Annotated in this window: 14 protein-coding genes; 1 reads left to right on the top strand and 13 read right to left on the bottom strand. The window is 37.5% G+C overall.

The window, feature by feature from the left end:
* Positions 1–37 precede the first annotated feature (37 nt).
* From BLR30_RS00670 to BLR30_RS00640, 5 genes are all read right to left on the bottom strand, one after another.
* The gene (locus BLR30_RS00670; RefSeq protein WP_089853241.1) at positions 38–772 is read right to left on the bottom strand and encodes a DNA-binding domain-containing protein; all 735 of its coding nucleotides are present in this window, start codon (positions 770–772) and stop codon (positions 38–40) included.
* A gap of 190 nt (positions 773–962) precedes the next feature.
* On the bottom strand, positions 963–2,096 hold the full coding sequence (locus BLR30_RS00665; protein ID WP_139164562.1) for a hypothetical protein: 1,134 nt from the start codon (positions 2,094–2,096) through the stop codon (positions 963–965).
* A 1,284-nt stretch (positions 2,097–3,380) separates the two neighbouring features.
* A complete protein-coding gene (locus BLR30_RS00650; protein ID WP_175443567.1) occupies positions 3,381–3,935 on the bottom strand; it encodes a hypothetical protein in 555 nt (184 codons plus the stop codon).
* Positions 3,936–4,563: 628 nt separating this feature from the next.
* Positions 4,564–7,575, bottom strand: coding sequence for a reprolysin-like metallopeptidase (locus BLR30_RS00645; RefSeq protein ID WP_089854565.1), 3,012 nt, complete (start codon positions 7,573–7,575; stop codon positions 4,564–4,566).
* Between the two features lie 166 nt (positions 7,576–7,741).
* Positions 7,742–9,805 carry a T9SS type A sorting domain-containing protein gene (locus tag BLR30_RS00640; RefSeq protein WP_089853226.1) on the bottom strand — a complete coding sequence of 688 codons (2,064 nt, stop codon included), beginning with the start codon at positions 9,803–9,805 and terminating at the stop codon, positions 7,742–7,744.
* Between the two features lie 207 nt (positions 9,806–10,012).
* On the opposite strand from BLR30_RS00640, the gene BLR30_RS00635 reads away from it, so the two are divergent.
* Entirely contained in the window at positions 10,013–10,390 is a 378-nt protein-coding gene (locus BLR30_RS00635; RefSeq protein WP_139164561.1) for a hypothetical protein, read from the top strand.
* Here the strand turns inward: BLR30_RS00635 and BLR30_RS00630 are convergent.
* From BLR30_RS00630 to BLR30_RS00595, 8 genes are all read right to left on the bottom strand, one after another.
* On the bottom strand, positions 10,387–11,046 hold the full coding sequence (locus BLR30_RS00630; RefSeq protein WP_089853221.1) for a DUF6048 family protein: 660 nt from the start codon (positions 11,044–11,046) through the stop codon (positions 10,387–10,389). The genes BLR30_RS00635 and BLR30_RS00630 overlap by 4 nt on opposite strands.
* Positions 11,012–11,494 (bottom strand): DUF6452 family protein, encoded by a 483-nt coding sequence (locus BLR30_RS00625; RefSeq protein ID WP_089853218.1) that lies wholly within the window; start codon positions 11,492–11,494, stop codon positions 11,012–11,014. Before BLR30_RS00625 ends, BLR30_RS00630 begins: the two co-directional genes overlap by 35 nt.
* 33 nt (positions 11,495–11,527) lie before the next feature.
* Positions 11,528–12,940, bottom strand: coding sequence for a 23S rRNA (uracil(1939)-C(5))-methyltransferase RlmD (rlmD, locus tag BLR30_RS00620; protein ID WP_089853215.1), 1,413 nt, complete (start codon positions 12,938–12,940; stop codon positions 11,528–11,530).
* 150 nt (positions 12,941–13,090) lie between these two features.
* Positions 13,091–14,635: a TlpA family protein disulfide reductase gene (locus BLR30_RS00615; RefSeq protein ID WP_089853212.1), complete on the bottom strand. Its 1,545-nt coding sequence runs from the start codon at positions 14,633–14,635 to the stop codon at positions 13,091–13,093.
* 134 nt (positions 14,636–14,769) lie between these two features.
* The gene (locus tag BLR30_RS00610) at positions 14,770–15,537 is read right to left on the bottom strand and encodes a succinate dehydrogenase/fumarate reductase iron-sulfur subunit (protein WP_089853209.1); all 768 of its coding nucleotides are present in this window, start codon (positions 15,535–15,537) and stop codon (positions 14,770–14,772) included.
* 24 nt (positions 15,538–15,561) lie between these two features.
* Positions 15,562–16,137: a hypothetical protein gene (locus BLR30_RS00605; protein ID WP_089853205.1), complete on the bottom strand. Its 576-nt coding sequence runs from the start codon at positions 16,135–16,137 to the stop codon at positions 15,562–15,564.
* A 5-nt stretch (positions 16,138–16,142) separates the two neighbouring features.
* Positions 16,143–18,155 carry a fumarate reductase/succinate dehydrogenase flavoprotein subunit gene (locus tag BLR30_RS00600; protein ID WP_089853202.1) on the bottom strand — a complete coding sequence of 671 codons (2,013 nt, stop codon included), beginning with the start codon at positions 18,153–18,155 and terminating at the stop codon, positions 16,143–16,145.
* 15 nt (positions 18,156–18,170) lie between these two features.
* On the bottom strand, positions 18,171–18,833 hold the full coding sequence (locus BLR30_RS00595) for a succinate dehydrogenase cytochrome b subunit (protein WP_089853199.1): 663 nt from the start codon (positions 18,831–18,833) through the stop codon (positions 18,171–18,173).
* Positions 18,834–18,867 lie beyond the last annotated feature (34 nt).

Here is an 18,867-nt window from a genome sequence, read left to right as displayed (position 1 = left end):
CGGGCGGTCAACACGGTGTTGACAAATACGCCTGTCCTTACATCACAGTAAGCAGCTTATCAAGGGTAGCTGTTCGCGGTTCTTTCAGAAGAGCGCCTTGTGTGAACTGCGTCACCACTTCCAGATTGTAGGTGCCTGCCGGTAATGCCGGAATCACCACCATAAGCTCTGACGGATTGTTCGTTACAATATCGAATGCCTCTACCATTGTTCTGTCTTGGGTAGTAGTATTGATGAAATAAACTCCCCGCGTAGGATTATCGCCCATGATTTTAATCTTGCTGCCCACTATCTTCAGGTTTCTGCCCGGCGTAAGAAGATCATTGACAGAGCCGCTCTTCATATCTGTTACCTGCAAGATCACCGCAGAAGCTTCTGCTACGCCAAGGATTTCTACCTCAATGTTTGAAATCTCAGCCCGTAGCTTTTCTCCCTGGTTGAACTGGAAGATAATGCTGTGCTTCTCTTTGTTAAACGTCTCCGACGGACTGTCGAATACCCCGCGGATGGTAGTACTTGCAGTAAAATATCCGGTATTGACCGAAAAGCCATCACACAGTTGGTACGCCATTTCTTTCAGGAACAGCTCGGTAGCATGTTCCATCGCCGAAGCGGAAACATCTGCCCCACCGCGGCTGGCGGCGGCTTCACAAATCTGTTTTACAGAAAGAGAACGCTCGCTTGCCGTGCGGGCAATGAAATCATTGGGATTGTCTTTGGTTAAGGTGTTATCGTAGAGATACGCTTTGATTTTGTGTAAGATATTGGCCATTATTGTTATATTTAAATGGTTGTTAAATCCTCATAGGTTTTAGAAACCTATGAGGATTAGGAATTAATTAATGTTGTTGTTGGACTGCTGGCTCGAGTATTACTTTTGTGGCTAAACACCATATCTGAATCTACATTTATATTAAAATCAGCACGAAATACCCTCACGCTAGCAGGGGATATTAGTAGCTTTAATTCGTCACTAAAATATTTGTATATATTGGACTAAGAGCATAATTATTATGGTTTGTCGGAGAATTGCCCCTATAAACATATACTTGTACTGTATATTGGGTTGTAGTGGCTACAAGGCTCTTTGCTACCGAAATTGCTGTAGATTGGCCAGCTCCATTGGCAAATAATAAAGCAAAACTATCTCTTGAATATGAAGAAAGAGGTAAGGTTGATGCTAATCCTGTAGCATTTGGTGTAACTGTAACCAGAATATCTGCTTGTGCAAGAGCACCACCTCCTCCTCCTAGAAAGTATTCATTTAAAATACAATTGAATGTCACTCCAATCTGAGCACCAACAGAGACGGTAATTGTTTTTTTTAGTTGAGATATTTCAATCCAATTAGGACCATTATTAGTTAGAAGATTCATATCAAAAAGCGGAGCAATATTTAAACTCGAATGTTCAACTCTAGTAGAATTAGGAATTGAATTCAATAATTTTTCCCAATATGGTATAGTAGATGTACCTGTGTTCAATTCAAGCTGATTGGTGATTGTGTTAAATATAATGGAACCTGTGGGTGGAGATATTAATACATCTCTCTGACTTGTTGTCATCCTAGGAGGTACAAACCCACCTTGTGTTGAATTTACATCTAAGGCGGCGGATGGAGTTGAAGTTCCTATTCCGACTTGACCATTATCTTTTACAACGAAGTCTGTCCCTGCTGCCCTCGCTGTTCCACCTGCTTTTGTCCCCAATTTTACTAAACCGTTGGTGGTGTCATTGATCCAGGCATCGTTGGTGGTATCTCCTGCTGAAGCACCACTCATTTTCTGCCATACACTTCCATCAAAATAATAATATCCCGCACTGGTAATATTAGCTGTTGTACTTATAGGAGAAGAGTCAGCGGAGGTTGCATAGATGATAAGTCCTTTCTGGTTTGTTCCATAGACTCCTGCTGCTGTGGCAGTATGGATATTGCTACCGGATAATTGCGGGATAATGAGTCCTTCGGGTTTGCTGCCGTCGGTGGTTTTGGCGGTAATATCGAGGGTTGCTTTTGGGGAAGTATTATTAATCCCCACCTGAGCGAATGCTGTCATACTGAACAGCAATGCGGCGGCTGTAAATAAATGTTTCATTGTTTTGTATTTATGTTATTGTTATATTATTAATTGTGAACACGAAGCCCACAAAGATTTTTTTTGTATGTCAGTTTTTAAGTTTCATAAAGGCGTTTTACTTATAAGAGCTTGCTAAGCTGGTTCTTGAAAACGAATGGCTTGGGCTTCGACAGTCTCAACCCGATATTGTAAACAGGAAGCGCACTAAGGTTTTTTACCTATAAGTTGCTTTTAAGTTTCACAAAGGCGTTTCACTTATAAGAGCTTGCTGAGTCTATCGTCACTTCGAGTAGACTTTGTAAAAGTCGTATCGAGAAGTTTATGAGCTTGAGGATCAATTTCATTCTCGATACATTTTTCTTCACTTTGTTACGAAAAAACACTCGAATTGACGACGAGTCCAACACCTAAAATTTAGTTTCCTCACCACTCCAATTGTCATCCCGTAGGGATCTAAGCCCGAATCTTTCCATTCTTCTATTACCAGCTATGCCGAGATTTCTAACGAAATGACAAAGAGTCGTAAAATGCCGGTGACTGAGGTTCTCGAAGTCACATCCCTGCATCATGCGTTGCACTTATAAGAGTTTAGTGAGCTCACTAATGACTTGGATTGGACAGGCTCAGCCTGATATTGTGAACACAAAGTCCACTAAGATTCTTACGTGCTGTGCATCTTGATTCACTTCGTCACTTCGAGTAGACTTTGTAGAAGTCGTATCGAGAAGTTTATGAGCTTGAGGATCAATTTCATTCTCGATACATTTTTTCTTCACTTTGTTACGAAAAAACACTCGAATTGACGAAGAATCCAATACCCAAAATTGAGTTTCCTTACCCCTCCGATTGTCATCCCGCAGGGATCTAAGCCCGAATCTTTCCATTCTTCTATTACCAAACACTAAGCGCGCTAAGATTCTTATTGGTTATTCATTTTGATTCACTCCGTCACTTCGAGTAGATTTTGAAAAAATCGTATCGAGAAGTTTATGAGCTTGAGGATCAATGTCATTCTCGATACATTTTTTCTTCACCTTGTTACGAAAAAACACTCGAATTGACGACGAATCCAATACCAAAAATTTAGTTTCCTTACCACTCCGATTGTCATCCCGTAGGGATCTAAGCTCGAATCTTTCCATGCTACTATTACCAGCTAAGCCGAGATCCCTACGGGATGACAAACGAAGTGGATAGTGAGTGGATAATGAATGATTAAACGTTACGCAAGAAAATCGAAGATTTTCAAAGTCTTATGTGTTCTATTTATTTTCAAAGCTGTAACCTTATCTCTTATATGACTTATGTGTTAAAAGCTTTTGTGTATTCAGCGGGAAGCTCAGGCGGAGGACGGACGAAATGATTGGTAATGATATTTGTAATTTGAAATGGATGAAAGGCAGCATTTATAGGTCGCTTTCTATCCCTGCCTGTGCCGGAAAGCAAAGGGAATAAAGGTTTTATTGTTTTATCAAGAAGCCTTAGAGAAGGACTTCCCATAATCCCCAACATTGAGGTACGAGAAATGCGTCCGGGGTCATGATGACTCCCCGGACTATTTGTATAGCAAGCCTTATTGGCTGCAATATTGACTGATTTTTGAGTAGAAAATGGTAAAGATGATCTTTTGAGAAAATCTCTGGACTTTTTAGCTGATCTGAAACTTTTATTCTGTTCAGAACCTGCAATAAAAACAGAGGTTTCTGAATAAACATACGAGTCTTCAGCTACGAAAATAATGGAATCTGCCGGTACAAACGAACCGGAATATGCTTTTAAAGGGATGAAAATATACAACCAAACTACGAAAAAACGTAGTAACGGAAAGGGTTCATAACTTTTCATCATTGTGTTCATACGTGCTATTGTAAAAGTAGTCTTGGTTGGACTACTTTTTCTAGGTAATGAACACTAGATCACAAATATATAAAATAAATCAGGAAAACTGTAGTGTAAGTTTGTGCGATCTTGTGGTTTTTGCTATCAGTATGTAAGAAATTAGAAAATAAAAGGTTAGTGTTTGGAGGTGAAAATATTTTGTTTACATTTGTAGCTGAAATAGTAGTCCAACCAAGACTACTTTTGGAGTATTGCCGTTTTCATGGGCAATTACGGGTAAAATCTTCCTTCTATTTTTACATTTCACCATTTTATTTTAACGCTATCGACGCAAAGATTTGTTAAAAGGATTGCGCTTATTTTTCGGGCGCTAAGGGTACTTCGACAGGCTCAGCATAAACTTTAATGCTCAGCAAATGAGTAGTACTGTAATATTTTATTAACCTTTGATTGTTATTTGACGCTATTGACGCAAAGGTTTGTTTGAAAGAATTGTTTGCATTTTTGGGCGCTAAGGTACTTCGACAAGCTCAGCATAAACTTTAACGCTCAACAAGTGATAGCTATTAAGATTAGAAGATATAATCAAAAAAAGACTGCCCTTTTGGACAGTCTTAAACATATTAAATTATTTAAAAGCTATTGCTTATTTCTTGATGAATTTAGAACTGAATAAATCTTTTCCTTTTTCTTCAATAGTAATCACATAAGCTCCTTTAATTAATTCAGAAACATTGATCTGTCCTTTATTAATATTTCCTTGTTTTACCAATTGACCTGCAGCACTGTAAATTTTATAAGCTGCTTTATCAGAAACTTTCGTAATATTTAAAATATCTGATACCGGGTTTGGATAGAGCTGGATATTATTTTTAGGACCTGCGATATCGTCTGTTGCTAAAGCTGTTGCTGTAACCATAACATTGTAATCTTCTACCTCGCCGTAATTATAAGTTCCACATCCTGCAAAAGTAGCTCCTAATGAAAGACCTGCATTAGCCTGTCCTGCATAGTACAATACTACTCTCATTCTCAACGGCTGATTTGTAACAGCTGTAGCAGGGACTGTAAAGTTTCCACTGATTGGCCCCGTCGGAAGAGCTACAGGGTAATTATACACTCTTTCACTTGATTCGAAAACTCCATTATTGTTATAATCAATGAATACTAAAGCTGTATCATAATCAGCATCTGTGATAGTCATTGAGAATGTATATTGCGTATTCAGAACAAGGTTTGGCTGAAGAGCTGTATTTGTTGTATAATTTGTATAATTAGAAGGACCACTTGAATTGTTCAATAATGTTACAGATCCACCAACGTTTGTAATTTTCACATTAGAGATATACTCAAATTGTGTTGAATTATTAGCAGATAAAGTACAGTATGTCACTGGTTCCGTAGTGAAAGCAGTACTCGTTGAGTAAGCTCCTGGGGTTCCAGAGCAAACAGCTGCTATCTGAACTTCATAATTAGTAGCACCTGTTAATGCAGACAATGTTACAGTAGGATTCGTAGAGGTTGTTTGCTGCCAAGTTGTCGATCCTACAACTCTATAGCGAATAACATAAGTAGCATTTAGAACCGGAGTCCAGCTTACAACAACACTGTTAGATGTGATGTTACTTGTAGTAACACCTGTAACAGCAGATCCGTCACAAGGAGCAAAAGCAGCAACATTAATTCTACCAACCGCATAGAATACATTCCCAATAGAGGAAACTCTCAGTTTGATAATTTGTCCGTTCAACGTTGAAGGAAAAGTGAAATTTTCAGCGCCGTCATTTGGAGTAGAAGCAGACAATACCGTCCAAGTTGCTCCATTATCTGTAGTATAATCAACTTTTACATTCGCAACACTATAAGGAGCCGCTGCGGTATTAGCTACATCCCAATTAATTGCTGTAGGAGCACTTACGTTGGCATATTGAGTAGTAACCTTAAACGGCCCGTCATTTCCTACAATAATCGTCTGAACATTATAATCTGTCTGCTGCTGATTAGCTACCGGATTATTATCTCTTGCCGTAATGGCAAAGTTTGTCGTTCTTGCCACTTGAGAAACTGCTTCCCAAGTATTTCCGCTGTTATCTAAAATTCCGTTTAATACAGATTCTAATTTAGGAAAATAACGAGTTGGTGTCGTACTGGGAGCAACTGATCTGAAAGATGCACCTGTAGTTGTAGTCCCTAAGTTGTTTTTGTTAATAACTACACTTGCGTTATCAATCTCCTCCCAAGTATAAGTCATTGGATCATTCTCCGGATCTGTAACATTTGCGGTTAGTACGAAAGCTGTTCCTTTAGGAATGTTGTACGTTGGCAAGTCAGCAATTACCGGAGGATTGTTTGTAATATTTGTTTCAACGTCACAAGTTTTTGAAACTAAATTAGTCTGCACTTGTTCTATACTTCCTATATGAAAATAAGGATCTGAGTGAGCCTGAACATCAGTTGTGGATCCTGTAATACCAGCATATCCCATGATTGTTGACCCTGAACCCGGTTCCATCTGAACCGGCGCTCCCTGCATTGCATGTGAAAATGTATGGTTTGCGCCTAATTGGTGCCCCATCTCATGAGCAACATAATCGATATCAAAATTATCTCCGGAAGGTGGGTTTGCTGCTGTTGGCAATGTAGATCCAGTAGCCGGAGAAGTAATCCCCGATCCTTTACCATACCCTACAACAGAATCATAGCCAGTACCAACAGGACTCATACATACACAGCCAATACAACCTGCATTACCTCCTCCTCCGGAAGCTCCGAATAAGTGACCGATATCATAATTAGCCTGTCCTACTTGTGCTGCTAATACATCACGAAGAGATGTGTTCCAACTGGATGGCGGAGATGTTGCACTTGTAACCGTAGCGTAAGGGTCTGTAGCCGGATCCGGATAAATAAGTGCAGGATAACTTAATAAGTTCAAGTGTACTGCAAAATCTTTTTCAAAAACTCCGTTTACCCTTGTTATCGTAGCGTTAATCTGTGTCAAAGCTCCTGCCACACCTCCGAAAAACTGTGTATATTCTCCTGTGGTAGACATTACCAGCTTCAGTGTTCTATACTTTTTATCATAGCTTTTAGCGAAATTCGTAGGCTGATTCGCAATAGACTGACCTTGCTTTAATAATAAGTCAACCTGTTTTACAGCTGCCGGATCTTCCTGTGTAGAACATAAGAATCCATTTTCATTCTTTTTAGATTTAGGATGTACACCATAAATCGTTTTGTCTGAATTAGCAGGTTCTATAAATTCATATTCTCCTCCTTTAATAATCATAGACTGAAAATCATTCGGAGCAAGTGAAAATCTTAAATACTTTGAAGGATCATCAATCCCCACACCTACATAGGAACCTAGCTGATACTGGTCAGCAAGATCCTTTGCCATAACAGGAAAACTGTACACTGCAAATTTTTCAACTTTACCATTCAGAGTAGGTAAAGAAATTTCAACGGCTTTGGCGTTCGGACCTGTCTCCTGTGCCACTGCCAGCTGAGATCTTAAAGCAGAAATATCCAATGAATAATAGGCTTTTATGTCAGCCTCTTTTCTTATCTTCTCACCTTTAAATGTTGCTGGCGACCACTGTGCAGTTGCGGCACCTATCATAAAAAGAGAAAAGAAAGAAGTAAAAAATTTCTTCATAGCTTTTTCATTAAATTTATCGCCAAATATAACCATAATTGATTACACATTATTAATTCATATTGATTTTAACACAAAAATTAAAAATAAATCAATTATAAACATAAGTAAAAACAAAAACCTCAAACAATGTTGAGGTTTCTATTAATAGTAAAATTTCTAAAAATTATTTTTTAATGAACTTAATACTTTCAGAAATATTATTGTCTTTGATTGTTATGATATAGGTTCCTTTTATTAATTCAGAAACTCTTACCTGATTATTATCAATATTTCCAGCTTTTACCAATTGTCCAACTGCATTGTAAATTTCAAATTTGGCCTTGCTTGACACTTTGGTTATATTCAATACATCGTTCGCCGGATTTGGATAAATAGCAAATTTATCTTTAGTGACTTCAGTTGTTGATAATAAAGAACTTAAGCTGAAAGCTCTTGATTCTGAATCTCCAAATAAACCACCAGTACAAATTAATTGATTTGTAGAAGTTCTTAGCTCATAACTTCCAGGTACAAGTCCTAATGGAGGATATTCCGTGCTTAAACCATCACCTTCAGAATCATTAATTTTAAATATATAACAATCATTATTATTTAGCGTCCATGTTTGGCTTATAAGCGCCGGAGTCATACTATCTGTATATGGACCACCACTATATAATAAAGTACCGTTACTATTTTTAAGTGTCCATGTTGTTTCTGTCCCATAATAATCCAACTGTAAATTAAAGTTTACTGTAGTTGTATTGAATGAGGTATCAAGCACAGGATTAATAAAAGTACCTGTAGCAGTATTATTAGTAGTTCTCTGATCTGTACCTCCATTTGCGTTAACAATAGAAGCCGTAACATTTCCACTAGGCGTTGAGGCAGCAACCGGAACAGAGAATGTGCTGAATTTATCCTGGGCCAGACTTCCTGTCCAGTTATAAGTTTGTGCAGCTCCACCATTTACAGAATACGAAACAGTGGCTGATGTTAATGTTGATGTACCTCTGTTATATATCGTAAGTTTTAAAGTAGGTGTAGCAGAAGATGTAGGACAAGCTGCAAGATTATTACAACCTCTTTCAACTTTAATTTCAGCATCTATCGGAAATAATGTAATTGCCTGCTCAGCAATTGAAGTTTTCAGCTCCACTCTTCTCGGAGAGTTATCCATCACGGTTCTTATTCTTGCTTTCTGATTTAGTGTAAAAATATTCATACAAGCATCTGGAGTATAATCCATGTAATTCTCTACCATATCGTTACCCGGATCACTAGGACAAGAATCAATCGTCACACAATTGTAATTTTCCGCTGCCGCTGCCGGAGTATCCAGACAGTAATCATTATTACTGTCGGTCGCATCAACAACACAAGATGAGGAGTCTCCCCAAATATGTCTCAGCCCCAACCAATGTCCAACTTCATGGGTCATTGTTCTTCCTTTATCATATCCTTGATACAATAAGAAGGTACCATCATTATAAGTGCTGCTACCAAATGCACCTGCAGCAGCAACAACGCCATCTGTACTTGCTAATCCTCCACTCACATTAAGTCCTCCCAGACCTGAATTTGAAGGAAATTGAGCGTATCCCAAAGTACTCTGATCCGTACCCTCGAAAGCAACAGTCCACATATTAAGATATTTTGTTGTATCCCAAATAGTTTCGGGCTTCACATAGTCATCAATAGCAGCCTGTGTCCAGCCTGATCGGCAAAGATTAACACGGTCTACACCATTAGTAGGATTGCCGTTAGGATCAACTTTAGCCATCGCAAACTGAATTTCAACATCTGCACCTACAGGGTTAGTATTATATCCGGTAGTTCCAAAAGCTTTACGATAATCATTATTTAAAACCGTAATCTGAGACAAGACCTGCGCATCTGTAATATTTGGGTATGAACCCACATTCTGACCGGAGTGAATTACGTGTACTACCACCGGAATAGTAATAATATTACCATTTTGTGATTTGTTCGATTTTGTTTTCTCTACAAGCGGAGCCAGCCAGGCCTCAAATTGCTCCTTTGTCATTCTTTCAGGAAATTTATTTTTCAAATACTCCTCATACTCATTGCTGGAACATCTCTCAAACCCATGCGATTTTTCCAATTCTCCTTTCTTAGTGCTTAAAGTTGTTTTTTTAGGCATTTCATTCTCAATCTGGGCATTTATTCCAAGACTACAAAACAGAGAAAGTAAGAAAACAACTTTAAAAAATGTAATTTTTTGCATTTCTTAATTTTTATAATATTTTGCAAATATATTATTTTTCGGCACATTTTTTAATACTTAATGACTATAAAAAGCTAACTTTTTACAAAAAAAGAACAAATGAAAAAGCATTCATTATTATTAGTATTATTCGTTTTATTTCATATTCAATGCATTTCCCAACATAAAACAAAAAGCAATGAAAACATTGCAATCATAAATAAAAAGATGCAAGAAATTTATAAAATAGAATTAAAAGAACAAACGAGAGGTATGAACCGAATCGTAACTTTTGAACCGGATTCATTAACGGTTTCATTAAATGATAAACTGGAAAAATTACCTTTTCCTCTTTCCGATTGGCAAAATATTATAAAACAGGTAAGTTTGTTGGATTTATCAAAAATTTCATCTTATCAAGCCCCTACAGACAACAGATTTTCTGACAGAGCGTTATCATCCTCAATCATAATTTTTTCAAAGGGAAAGATGTACGAATCTTCAGCATTTGACGCAGGAATCCCCCCAAAAGAACTGGAGGGATTATATCATTTATTAAAAGGTAAAGGAGGTATGCTTAAAAATACAAAACCTGAATTTCGCTAAAACTTATACGCTAGATTCCAGGCAAAGCCCATATTGAATTTAGAAGAGCTTTTTCCGAACCCCGGAACGATCATAGGCTGTATGTCATCTTGTTTTGTTGTGAAAACAAGATATCTTGGCTGGAGATTTACATCAATGTAAAAATTGGATTCAAAAAGCTGCACTCTTCCGCCGATCGTTCCCTCTAGCCAATAAGAAGACTGCGTAGATGACGGAAAACTAATAGAAGAACTGCTTCCTCCATAGCCTCGTACCGGAACTGCCATATATTCCTGAGTATAAAAAGAGCCGCCTGCCTTTCCGCCTGCATAAAAGCCATTAAACTCATTTTCAAGATCTTTCGCCAGCATATAAAAAGCCCCTATTTTCAGGAAAGGGCCATTAACCTTTGCGTCATAGCTATTTTTCTGGTAAATATTAGACTCAAATCCGGCTTCAACAATAGCATGAATATTATCTTTTATTTTTGAGGAAATAAATCCCTGATAAAGTTTCCTATCTGAAAAAAATGATACTCCGGCATTAAGAACATCGCCGCCAACCATAAAATTGGGCTCATATTTCCATTTTTCTTTTTTTTGTTCTTTGGTTTTCTGACCAAAACCCAAAATACCAATCAGGCTAAAAAAGAAGGTAAAGATTAGTCTTGTCTTCATTCTCTATAAAATTTTGTCCGTCTTCGATGCCTTTCACAGGAGCCATTGTTGATGTAGTTAATACTGAATTTAAGTTTTCATACGTTCTCTTAATCCCACATCCCGGGGAAACGTAAACTGATTTTGTAGAATAATTTATCCTTACTTTGGATTCGGCTCCGTTATTTTCTGTTCTGAAATAGATATCTGTGTACGGAGAATCGTCTACTCTCAAAGGAATTACCCTGGAGGTGATTTTTGCCAACCCTCCAAGCTGAACTTTTCCCGATCCGTAATCTACCGCAACATAAAGTGAATCAAGTGTTTTCACTTTTTTATCAGCGAACGTAAGAAACGAGACTTTCATTCCGGGAGTTCCTTCACCATTTTCACAGATGTCATCGTCAGCGCCGCAGGAAAGCAGCATACTGATAAAACATAGAGCTAACAGGAATTTAAAATACTTCATATTAATATTTGATCGTTTTCAAATTTAAATAAATTATTTCTTAATCAGCAATGCAATATTTTCAACATGGTGAGTTTGCGGGAACATATCCACGGGTAAAATTTTCACCACTTGATAATGTTCTTTCATTAAAGCAAGATCACGAGCCTGTGTCGCAGAATTACAACTTACATAAACTACTTTTTCAGGTGACAGCTTCAATATCTGCTCTACAACTTTCTGATGCATTCCGTCTCTTGGTGGGTCAGTGATTAAAACATCAGCTTTCGGATGATTAGCTAGAAATTCGTCATTAAAAATATCTTTCATATCACCACAATAAAACGTTGTATTGGTAAGCCCGTTCAATTCTGCGTGTTCTACAGCTGCATCAATAGCTTCCTGTACGGATTCTATCCCAATTACCTGCTTTGCTTTTCTGGCTACATATTGTGCAATTGTTCCTGTGCCTGTATATAAATCATATACTACTTCATTGCCTTTTAAATCTGCAAATTCAAGTGTTTTTCTATACAGCTCCAGCGCCTGCTTATAATTGGTTTGAAAGAATGACTTCGGGCCGATTTTGAATTTCAGTCCATCCATTTCTTCCATTAAAAAACCATCACCTGAATACACATTGATGTCCAGATCATAGATTGAATCATTCGGTTTAGGATTGATCGCATAAACCAGCGTCTTTATCTGCGGAAAAGTTTCCAGTAAGAATTGGAAAAGCTTTTCCCTGCTTTCTTTTTCTTCTCTGTACAGCTGGAAAAGAACCATCCATTCACCTTTGGAGTTCTGCCTCATCATTAAAGTTCTCAGGAAACCTTCGTGATTTCTGACATCAAAAAAGTCCAGTCCGTTTTTTACAGCATACTCTTTTACGGCAAGTCTTATTGTATTGGAAGGTTCCTCCTGAAGGAAGCATTCTTTAAGATCAAGAATTTTACTCCACATTCCAGGAATGTGGAATCCTAATGCATCTCTATTACCAAAATTTTCTTCCGAGCTTATTTCGTACTGAGTTAGCCAGCGTGCATTGGAAAAAGAAAATTCCATTTTATTTCTGTAATAATACTGCTCTTCCGAACCGAGAATCGGCATGGTTTCGAAATCATCAATTCCACCGATTCTTTTAATATTATTATAAACTTCTTCCTGCTTAAAATCCAATTGCTTTTCATAGCTCATGTTCTGCCATTTGCATCCCCCGCAAACCCCAAAATGAATACATTTCGGGTCTACTCGGTAAGGTGATTTTTCAAGCAGGTCTAACGCTTCGCCTTCATAATATTTAGATTTCGCTTTTTTAACTTTTACATTAACAACATCCCCGGGAATCGCTCCTGTCACCATCACCGTTTTCCCTTCCTCCGTTCTACCGATGGCAACACCTTTTGCCCCCGCATTTAAGAGTTTAATATTTTCAAGAATAATATTTTTCTTATTTCTCTTTTTCATTAAGAATTTTTTCTGTTTTAACTTCTAAAACTTTGTCAAAGATTTAAAGCTTAACAAAGCATAATTGGAAACGCTTACGTTTCAGTCTGCAAAAATACAATAAAAAAAACCTTATCCGAAGACAAGGTTTCTATCTGTATTGAATTTAAATTATTTTGTCTGAGCCGGCTGAGGATTTGGCTGTTGCTGAGGAGCCTGTTGACCCGCAGCTGGATCCATACCAGATCCCGGTTGCAGTTGAACGTTAGGATTTACTTTAGGAGCAGAAAGTCCTGTTTGTTTATCCAAAACAGTTACCAGTTCAGGATCTCCAAGGTTGAAGAATGGTTTGCTGGCAATTTTGCCGTCTTTATCAACAACAATAAAGCAAGGTAATTTGAAACCATAAACTCCATATTTTTTGGCAATATCAGAATTTAATCCTCCTTCACCATACACATTCGTTCCGGTAATTCCTTTCATCAGCGAATTGCTTGTTTTTATAAACTGATCTTTTGTATCATCAACATTTACAAAAACAAAATTCATTTTTGATTTGTAGAAATTTACAACTTCTTTTAAAACAGGGATCGATGCCTCTCCAATGTAAGGATTCCAAGATGCATAGAACATCATCATGTATGGTTTTCCTTTATTTGATGAAAGATTGTATGATTTTCCGTCAGCTTTGATTAATGATGCTTCCGGAGCCTGCTCACCGATTTTGAAACCGTTAATAGCAAACTGAATTTTCTTTAAATCTTCTTTAATGGTAGCATCTTTAATATCTGTATCGATGATTTTTTTAATTTTCTCAACAGTTTTTTCAGGCACTCCCGGGTGAATATCAGACTGAGCCATTACAAAAGCCAATAAATAATCTTTTGCTGTTTGTGAAAGGTCTTTCTGATTTTTCTTTAAATATTCAGTAAACAATTCTGAAGTGGTAATATCTGTTTTACCTGCGCTGTTTGCCTGCGCATACTTTTGGAAATCAGGACTCATTTTACCTAAAAGATATTGTCTGTAGTAAGGGTTTTCTTTTACCATCACATCTTTATTCTCCTGAAGTTTGTTTTCAAAATCGGTAAAAGCTTTCGTTACTTTGAAAGATGGATTCCCCATTTGTTTATGGTTCATCTCATACTGATTCAAAATAGTAAGCAGAGTACTTGACAAATCGTTCTTTTTCCACTGCACAATCTCATTATCAGGATTGAATTTCTGAACGTTTTCTTCAATATTTTTATTAATATCGGCCTGAACTTTTTCGATTCCTTTTAAGAAAGTTTTCTCATCCTTCGCCATAAGTTCATTCATATTCACCTTCTGGGCATAATTGGTAAGATACTTTTGTGTAGCGGTAAAGAAATCATTATTATTTTTGGCATCACCAGTAATAACATATTCTGATGGGAAAGTCATTCCGTTACCTGTAATCTCAAGCTTCTGACCTCCTTTTAAATAAATAAGGTTTTGTTTTCCACCATAAGACATTACGTACATTCCGCTTTTAGGAGCTTCAAAGCTTCCAGCGAAAGTTCCGTCTTTATTAATTCCGATATTAATTAATGGTAAAGTAGCGACTCCCGATGCTTCGATGAATTCGATTCTTTCTAATGGAGAACCGCCGCTGATTTTTCCTTTTACTTCGACTTTTTTAGAGCAAGACATCACAAAAACAGAGATGATAAACAATAAAAGATATTTTTTCATTTTAATTTTATAATTACGCAAAAATAGGTTTTTAGATAAATTAAAAGCAAGCAAATGTTACTTTTATGAAAGATTTAACTAAAAAAATCGCCATCCGTAAAGGAGACGATTTTTTATGATATAATAAATAAATTTTATCCTCTGTCAACAAATGCTGCCATATACTCTCTGTTCATTCTGGCAATATTCTCAAGAGAAATTCCTTTCGGACATTCCACTTCACAAGCACCTGTGTTTGAACAGTTTCCGAACCCTTCTTCATCCATTGCTTTCACCATATTCAGAACTCTTCTTTTCGCTTCTATTCTACCTTGTGGTAAAAGTGCATATTGAGAAACTTTAGCCCCAACGAAAAGCATTGCAGATCCGTTTTTACAAGTAGCTACACAAGCTCCACATCCGATACAGGCTGCAGCATCCATTGCTTTGTCTGCATCTTCTTTAGGAACCGGAATCGCATTGGCATCCAATGTATTTCCAGAAGTATTCACCGAAATGAAACCACCAGCAGCCATTACTCTGTCGAATGCGCTTCTGTCTACCATTAAATCTTTAATAACAGGGAAAGCGGCACTTCTCCACGGTTCAATAACGATTGTTTCACCGTCTTTGAACATTCTCATGTGAAGCTGACAGGTAGTAATTCCCGTATCCGGGCCATGTGCTCTACCGTTGATGTAAAGAGAACACATTCCGCAGATTCCTTCACGACAGTCGTGGTCGAAAGCGATTGGTTCTTTTCCTTCGTTGATTAAGTTTTCGTTAAGGATGTCTAACATTTCTAGGAATGAAGAATCTGTAGAAACATCCGATATTTTATAAGTCTCAAACTGACCTTTAGATTTATTATTTTTTTGTCTCCAAATTTTCAGCGTAAGATGTAAGCCTTTTTTTGCACTCATAATATTATATTTATAGGTTGGAGATTATTTTGTTGGTTTGTCTGCATTTTCAAATTTCATATCTGAACTTAAAACTGCAATTTTATTAGAATTTCTACTTTTCAGATCATTATACTTTTCTATTGCTTTTGCAATATTTTCAGCCTTATCATCCGAAGATGGCTGATATACCGTTTTGGTATTATTTTTAACCACCTGATAAAAAAGTTTTTTGTCTCTGAATTCCGTAGGTTTCAAAGGCCTAAGGCTAACGCTTGCAATGAATACGCCCATTTGTCCTTCGGCATTCAGAACATATACTGAATTAGGTTCTAAATTGGCTTCAACATAATCTCTGTTCTCTGAACCAGCCCAAAACAAATGTTCACCAGGTTCACATTCGTACACTAAATATTTCCCACTCGGAATAGCTCCAAGAAATTTATCTTTATCATAAACCCGGAAATTGAGCAAAGCGCCGGCTCCTGTCTTTAAAATATATACAAGAGACTTTCCTTCGGAAGGTTTATCGATAGACTGGGTTGTTACTTTTTGAGCAAAAACGGTAGAAAGTCCGGAGAAAATCACAAAAAACAACAGTACTTTTTTTAAACTCTCCATATCTGTTATTTGTAACTTCTTGTTTTCACTTCAATATTATCATAGATCAGCTCTTCTTTATGCAATACTTCTGCATTGATATCGCTTCCCTGATATTCCCAAGCTCCAACATATTTGTAATTAATATCGTCTCTTTCAGCTTCTCCGTCCGGAGTTGAGTGGTCTTCACGGAAGTGTCCTCCACAAGATTCATTTCTATGTAGCGCATCGATAGCCATCAATTGCCCAAGTTCTAGGAAGTCAGCAACTCTGAATGCTTTTTCAAGCTCAGTATTCATGCCGTCGTTATCTCCGGGAACCTTTACGTTTTTCCAGAAATCGTTTCTTACTTCTTCGATTTCTTTTATAGCTTCTCTTAAACCTTCAGGCGTTCTTCCCATTCCTACTTTGTTCCACATAATGTTTCCTAATTTCTTGTGGAAATAATCTACAGAATGTGTTCCTTTATTATTAATGAAGAAATCAACTTTTTCTTTGATTCCTTTTTCAGCTTCATCAAATGATGATGAATTGGTAGGAATTGCTCCTGTTCTGATATCTGCAGAAAGATAATTTGCAATGGTGTAAGGAAGTACAAAATATCCGTCAGCAAGTCCCTGCATCAAAGCAGAAGCCCCTAATCTGTTGGCACCGTGATCAGAGAAGTTAGCTTCACCGATTACGAAACACCCAGGAATCGTAGACTGAAGATTATAATCAACCCAAACACCACCCATTGTATAGTGAACTGCAGGATAAATCTTCATCGGAGTTTTGTAAGGATCATCAGCAGTAATTTTTTCGTACATAACGAATAAGTTACCGTATTTTTCCTCAACCCAACTCTTTCCTAAATCATAGATTTGCTGATCTGTCGGATTATGAATATGTTTTTCGATCGCAGCTTCTCTACCTTTTTTCATGATCTCTGTAGAGAAATCAAGATAAACACCCTCCTGAGTATCATTATTTTCAATTCCGTATCCGGCATCGCATCTTTCTTTAGCCGCTCTCGAAGCAACGTCTCTAGGTACAAGGTTACCGAATGCAGGATATCTTCTTTCAAGATAATAATCTCTGTCTTCTTCTTTAATATTTTCAGGTCTGAGTTTTCCTGCTCTGATGGCTTCTGCATCTTCTTTCTTTTTAGGAACCCAGATTCTTCCTGAATTTCTTAACGATTCGGACATCAACGTCAGTTTAGACTGCTGCGTTCCGTGAACCGGAATACATGTCGGGTGAATCTGTACATAACAAGGATTTGCAAAATACGCTCCTTTTTTGTGAATTTTCCATGCTGCGGAAACATTCGATCCCATAGCATTCGTGGAAAGGAAATATACGTTTCCGTAACCTCCGGAAGCGATAACAACTGCGTGAGCAGAATGTCTTTCGATCTCACCTGTTACAAGGTTTCTTGCAATAATTCCTCTTGCTTTTCCGTCAACGATTACAAGATCCATCATTTCATGACGGTTGTACATTTTGATTCTGCCTTTACCGATCTGACGGCTCATTGCAGAATATGCACCTAATAACAACTGCTGACCAGTTTGTCCTTTTGCATAGAACGTTCTTTTTACCTGAACCCCACCAAATGAACGGTTATCAAGCTGACCTCCATACTCACGGCCGAAAGGAACACCCTGAGCAACACATTGATCTATAATATTAGCTGAAACTTCAGCCAGTCTGTAAACATTAGCTTCTCTTGCTCTATAATCACCACCTTTGATGGTATCGTAGAACAATCTGTAAGTAGAGTCACCGTCTCCCTGGTAATTTTTAGCAGCATTGATACCTCCCTGAGCAGCAATAGAGTGCGCTCTTCTCGGAGAATCCTGGTAGCAGAATGCCTTTACATTATATCCCTGCTCTGCTAAAGTAGCTGCAGCAGAGCCACCTGCCAAACCTGTTCCAACAACAATAATATCAATCTTGTCTCTGTTGTTTGGTGCAACAAGGTTCATATGGTCTTTATGATTTTTCCACTTATCCTTTAGAGGACCCGCCGGAATTTTTGAATCTAATTTACTCATATTAGTATATTGATATTATTGAGTTACGAAGTGATAAATTGCGATAAAAATAAAACCTGCAGGAATCAGGATGGAATACCATTTTCCTAATGCCATAATAACAGGAGTATATTTAGGGTGTCTTGCCCCAATCGACTGGAATGAAGACTGAAAACCGTGTCCCAAATGCAACCCCAGTAAAATAAAAGAAATAACATATAGGATTACTCTCCAGACATCTGCAAATTTTGCGTGCAGATCTCCCCAGAAACGCGATTCTTCAATTGGCAATCCGTCTATGTACTTGTAGTTCATTTCGTGAAACCAGAAATCATACATATGAAGAAAAATAAAAGCCAAAACCACAGCTCCGGAAATAATCATATTTCTTGACATCCATGTAGAATTGTGAGAAGGATTGTTAGACTCGTATTTAACAGGACGTGCTTTTTGGTTTTTAATTTCCAAAACAAATCCCATTACAAAATGGAAAATCACAGCAACTATCAGAACCGGCTGCATTACAAATTGAATAAGAGGATTATACCCCATAAACTGCGAAGCATTGTTGTAAGCATCCTCACCAAAAACCGACAAAAGGTTTACAGAAAGGTGCATCACCAGAAATATCAGCAAAAAGATAGCCGACAATGCCATAGCATATTTTCTACCTATCGTAGAACTCGTTAAACCTGCCATATAAGTTTAAATTTGATTTTCCACAAAATTAAGA

The organism is Chryseobacterium taeanense, from assembly GCF_900099685.1.
Taxonomy (GTDB): domain Bacteria; phylum Bacteroidota; class Bacteroidia; order Flavobacteriales; family Weeksellaceae; genus Chryseobacterium; species Chryseobacterium taeanense.
This window is presented reverse-complemented; position numbering and strand designations above follow the sequence as displayed.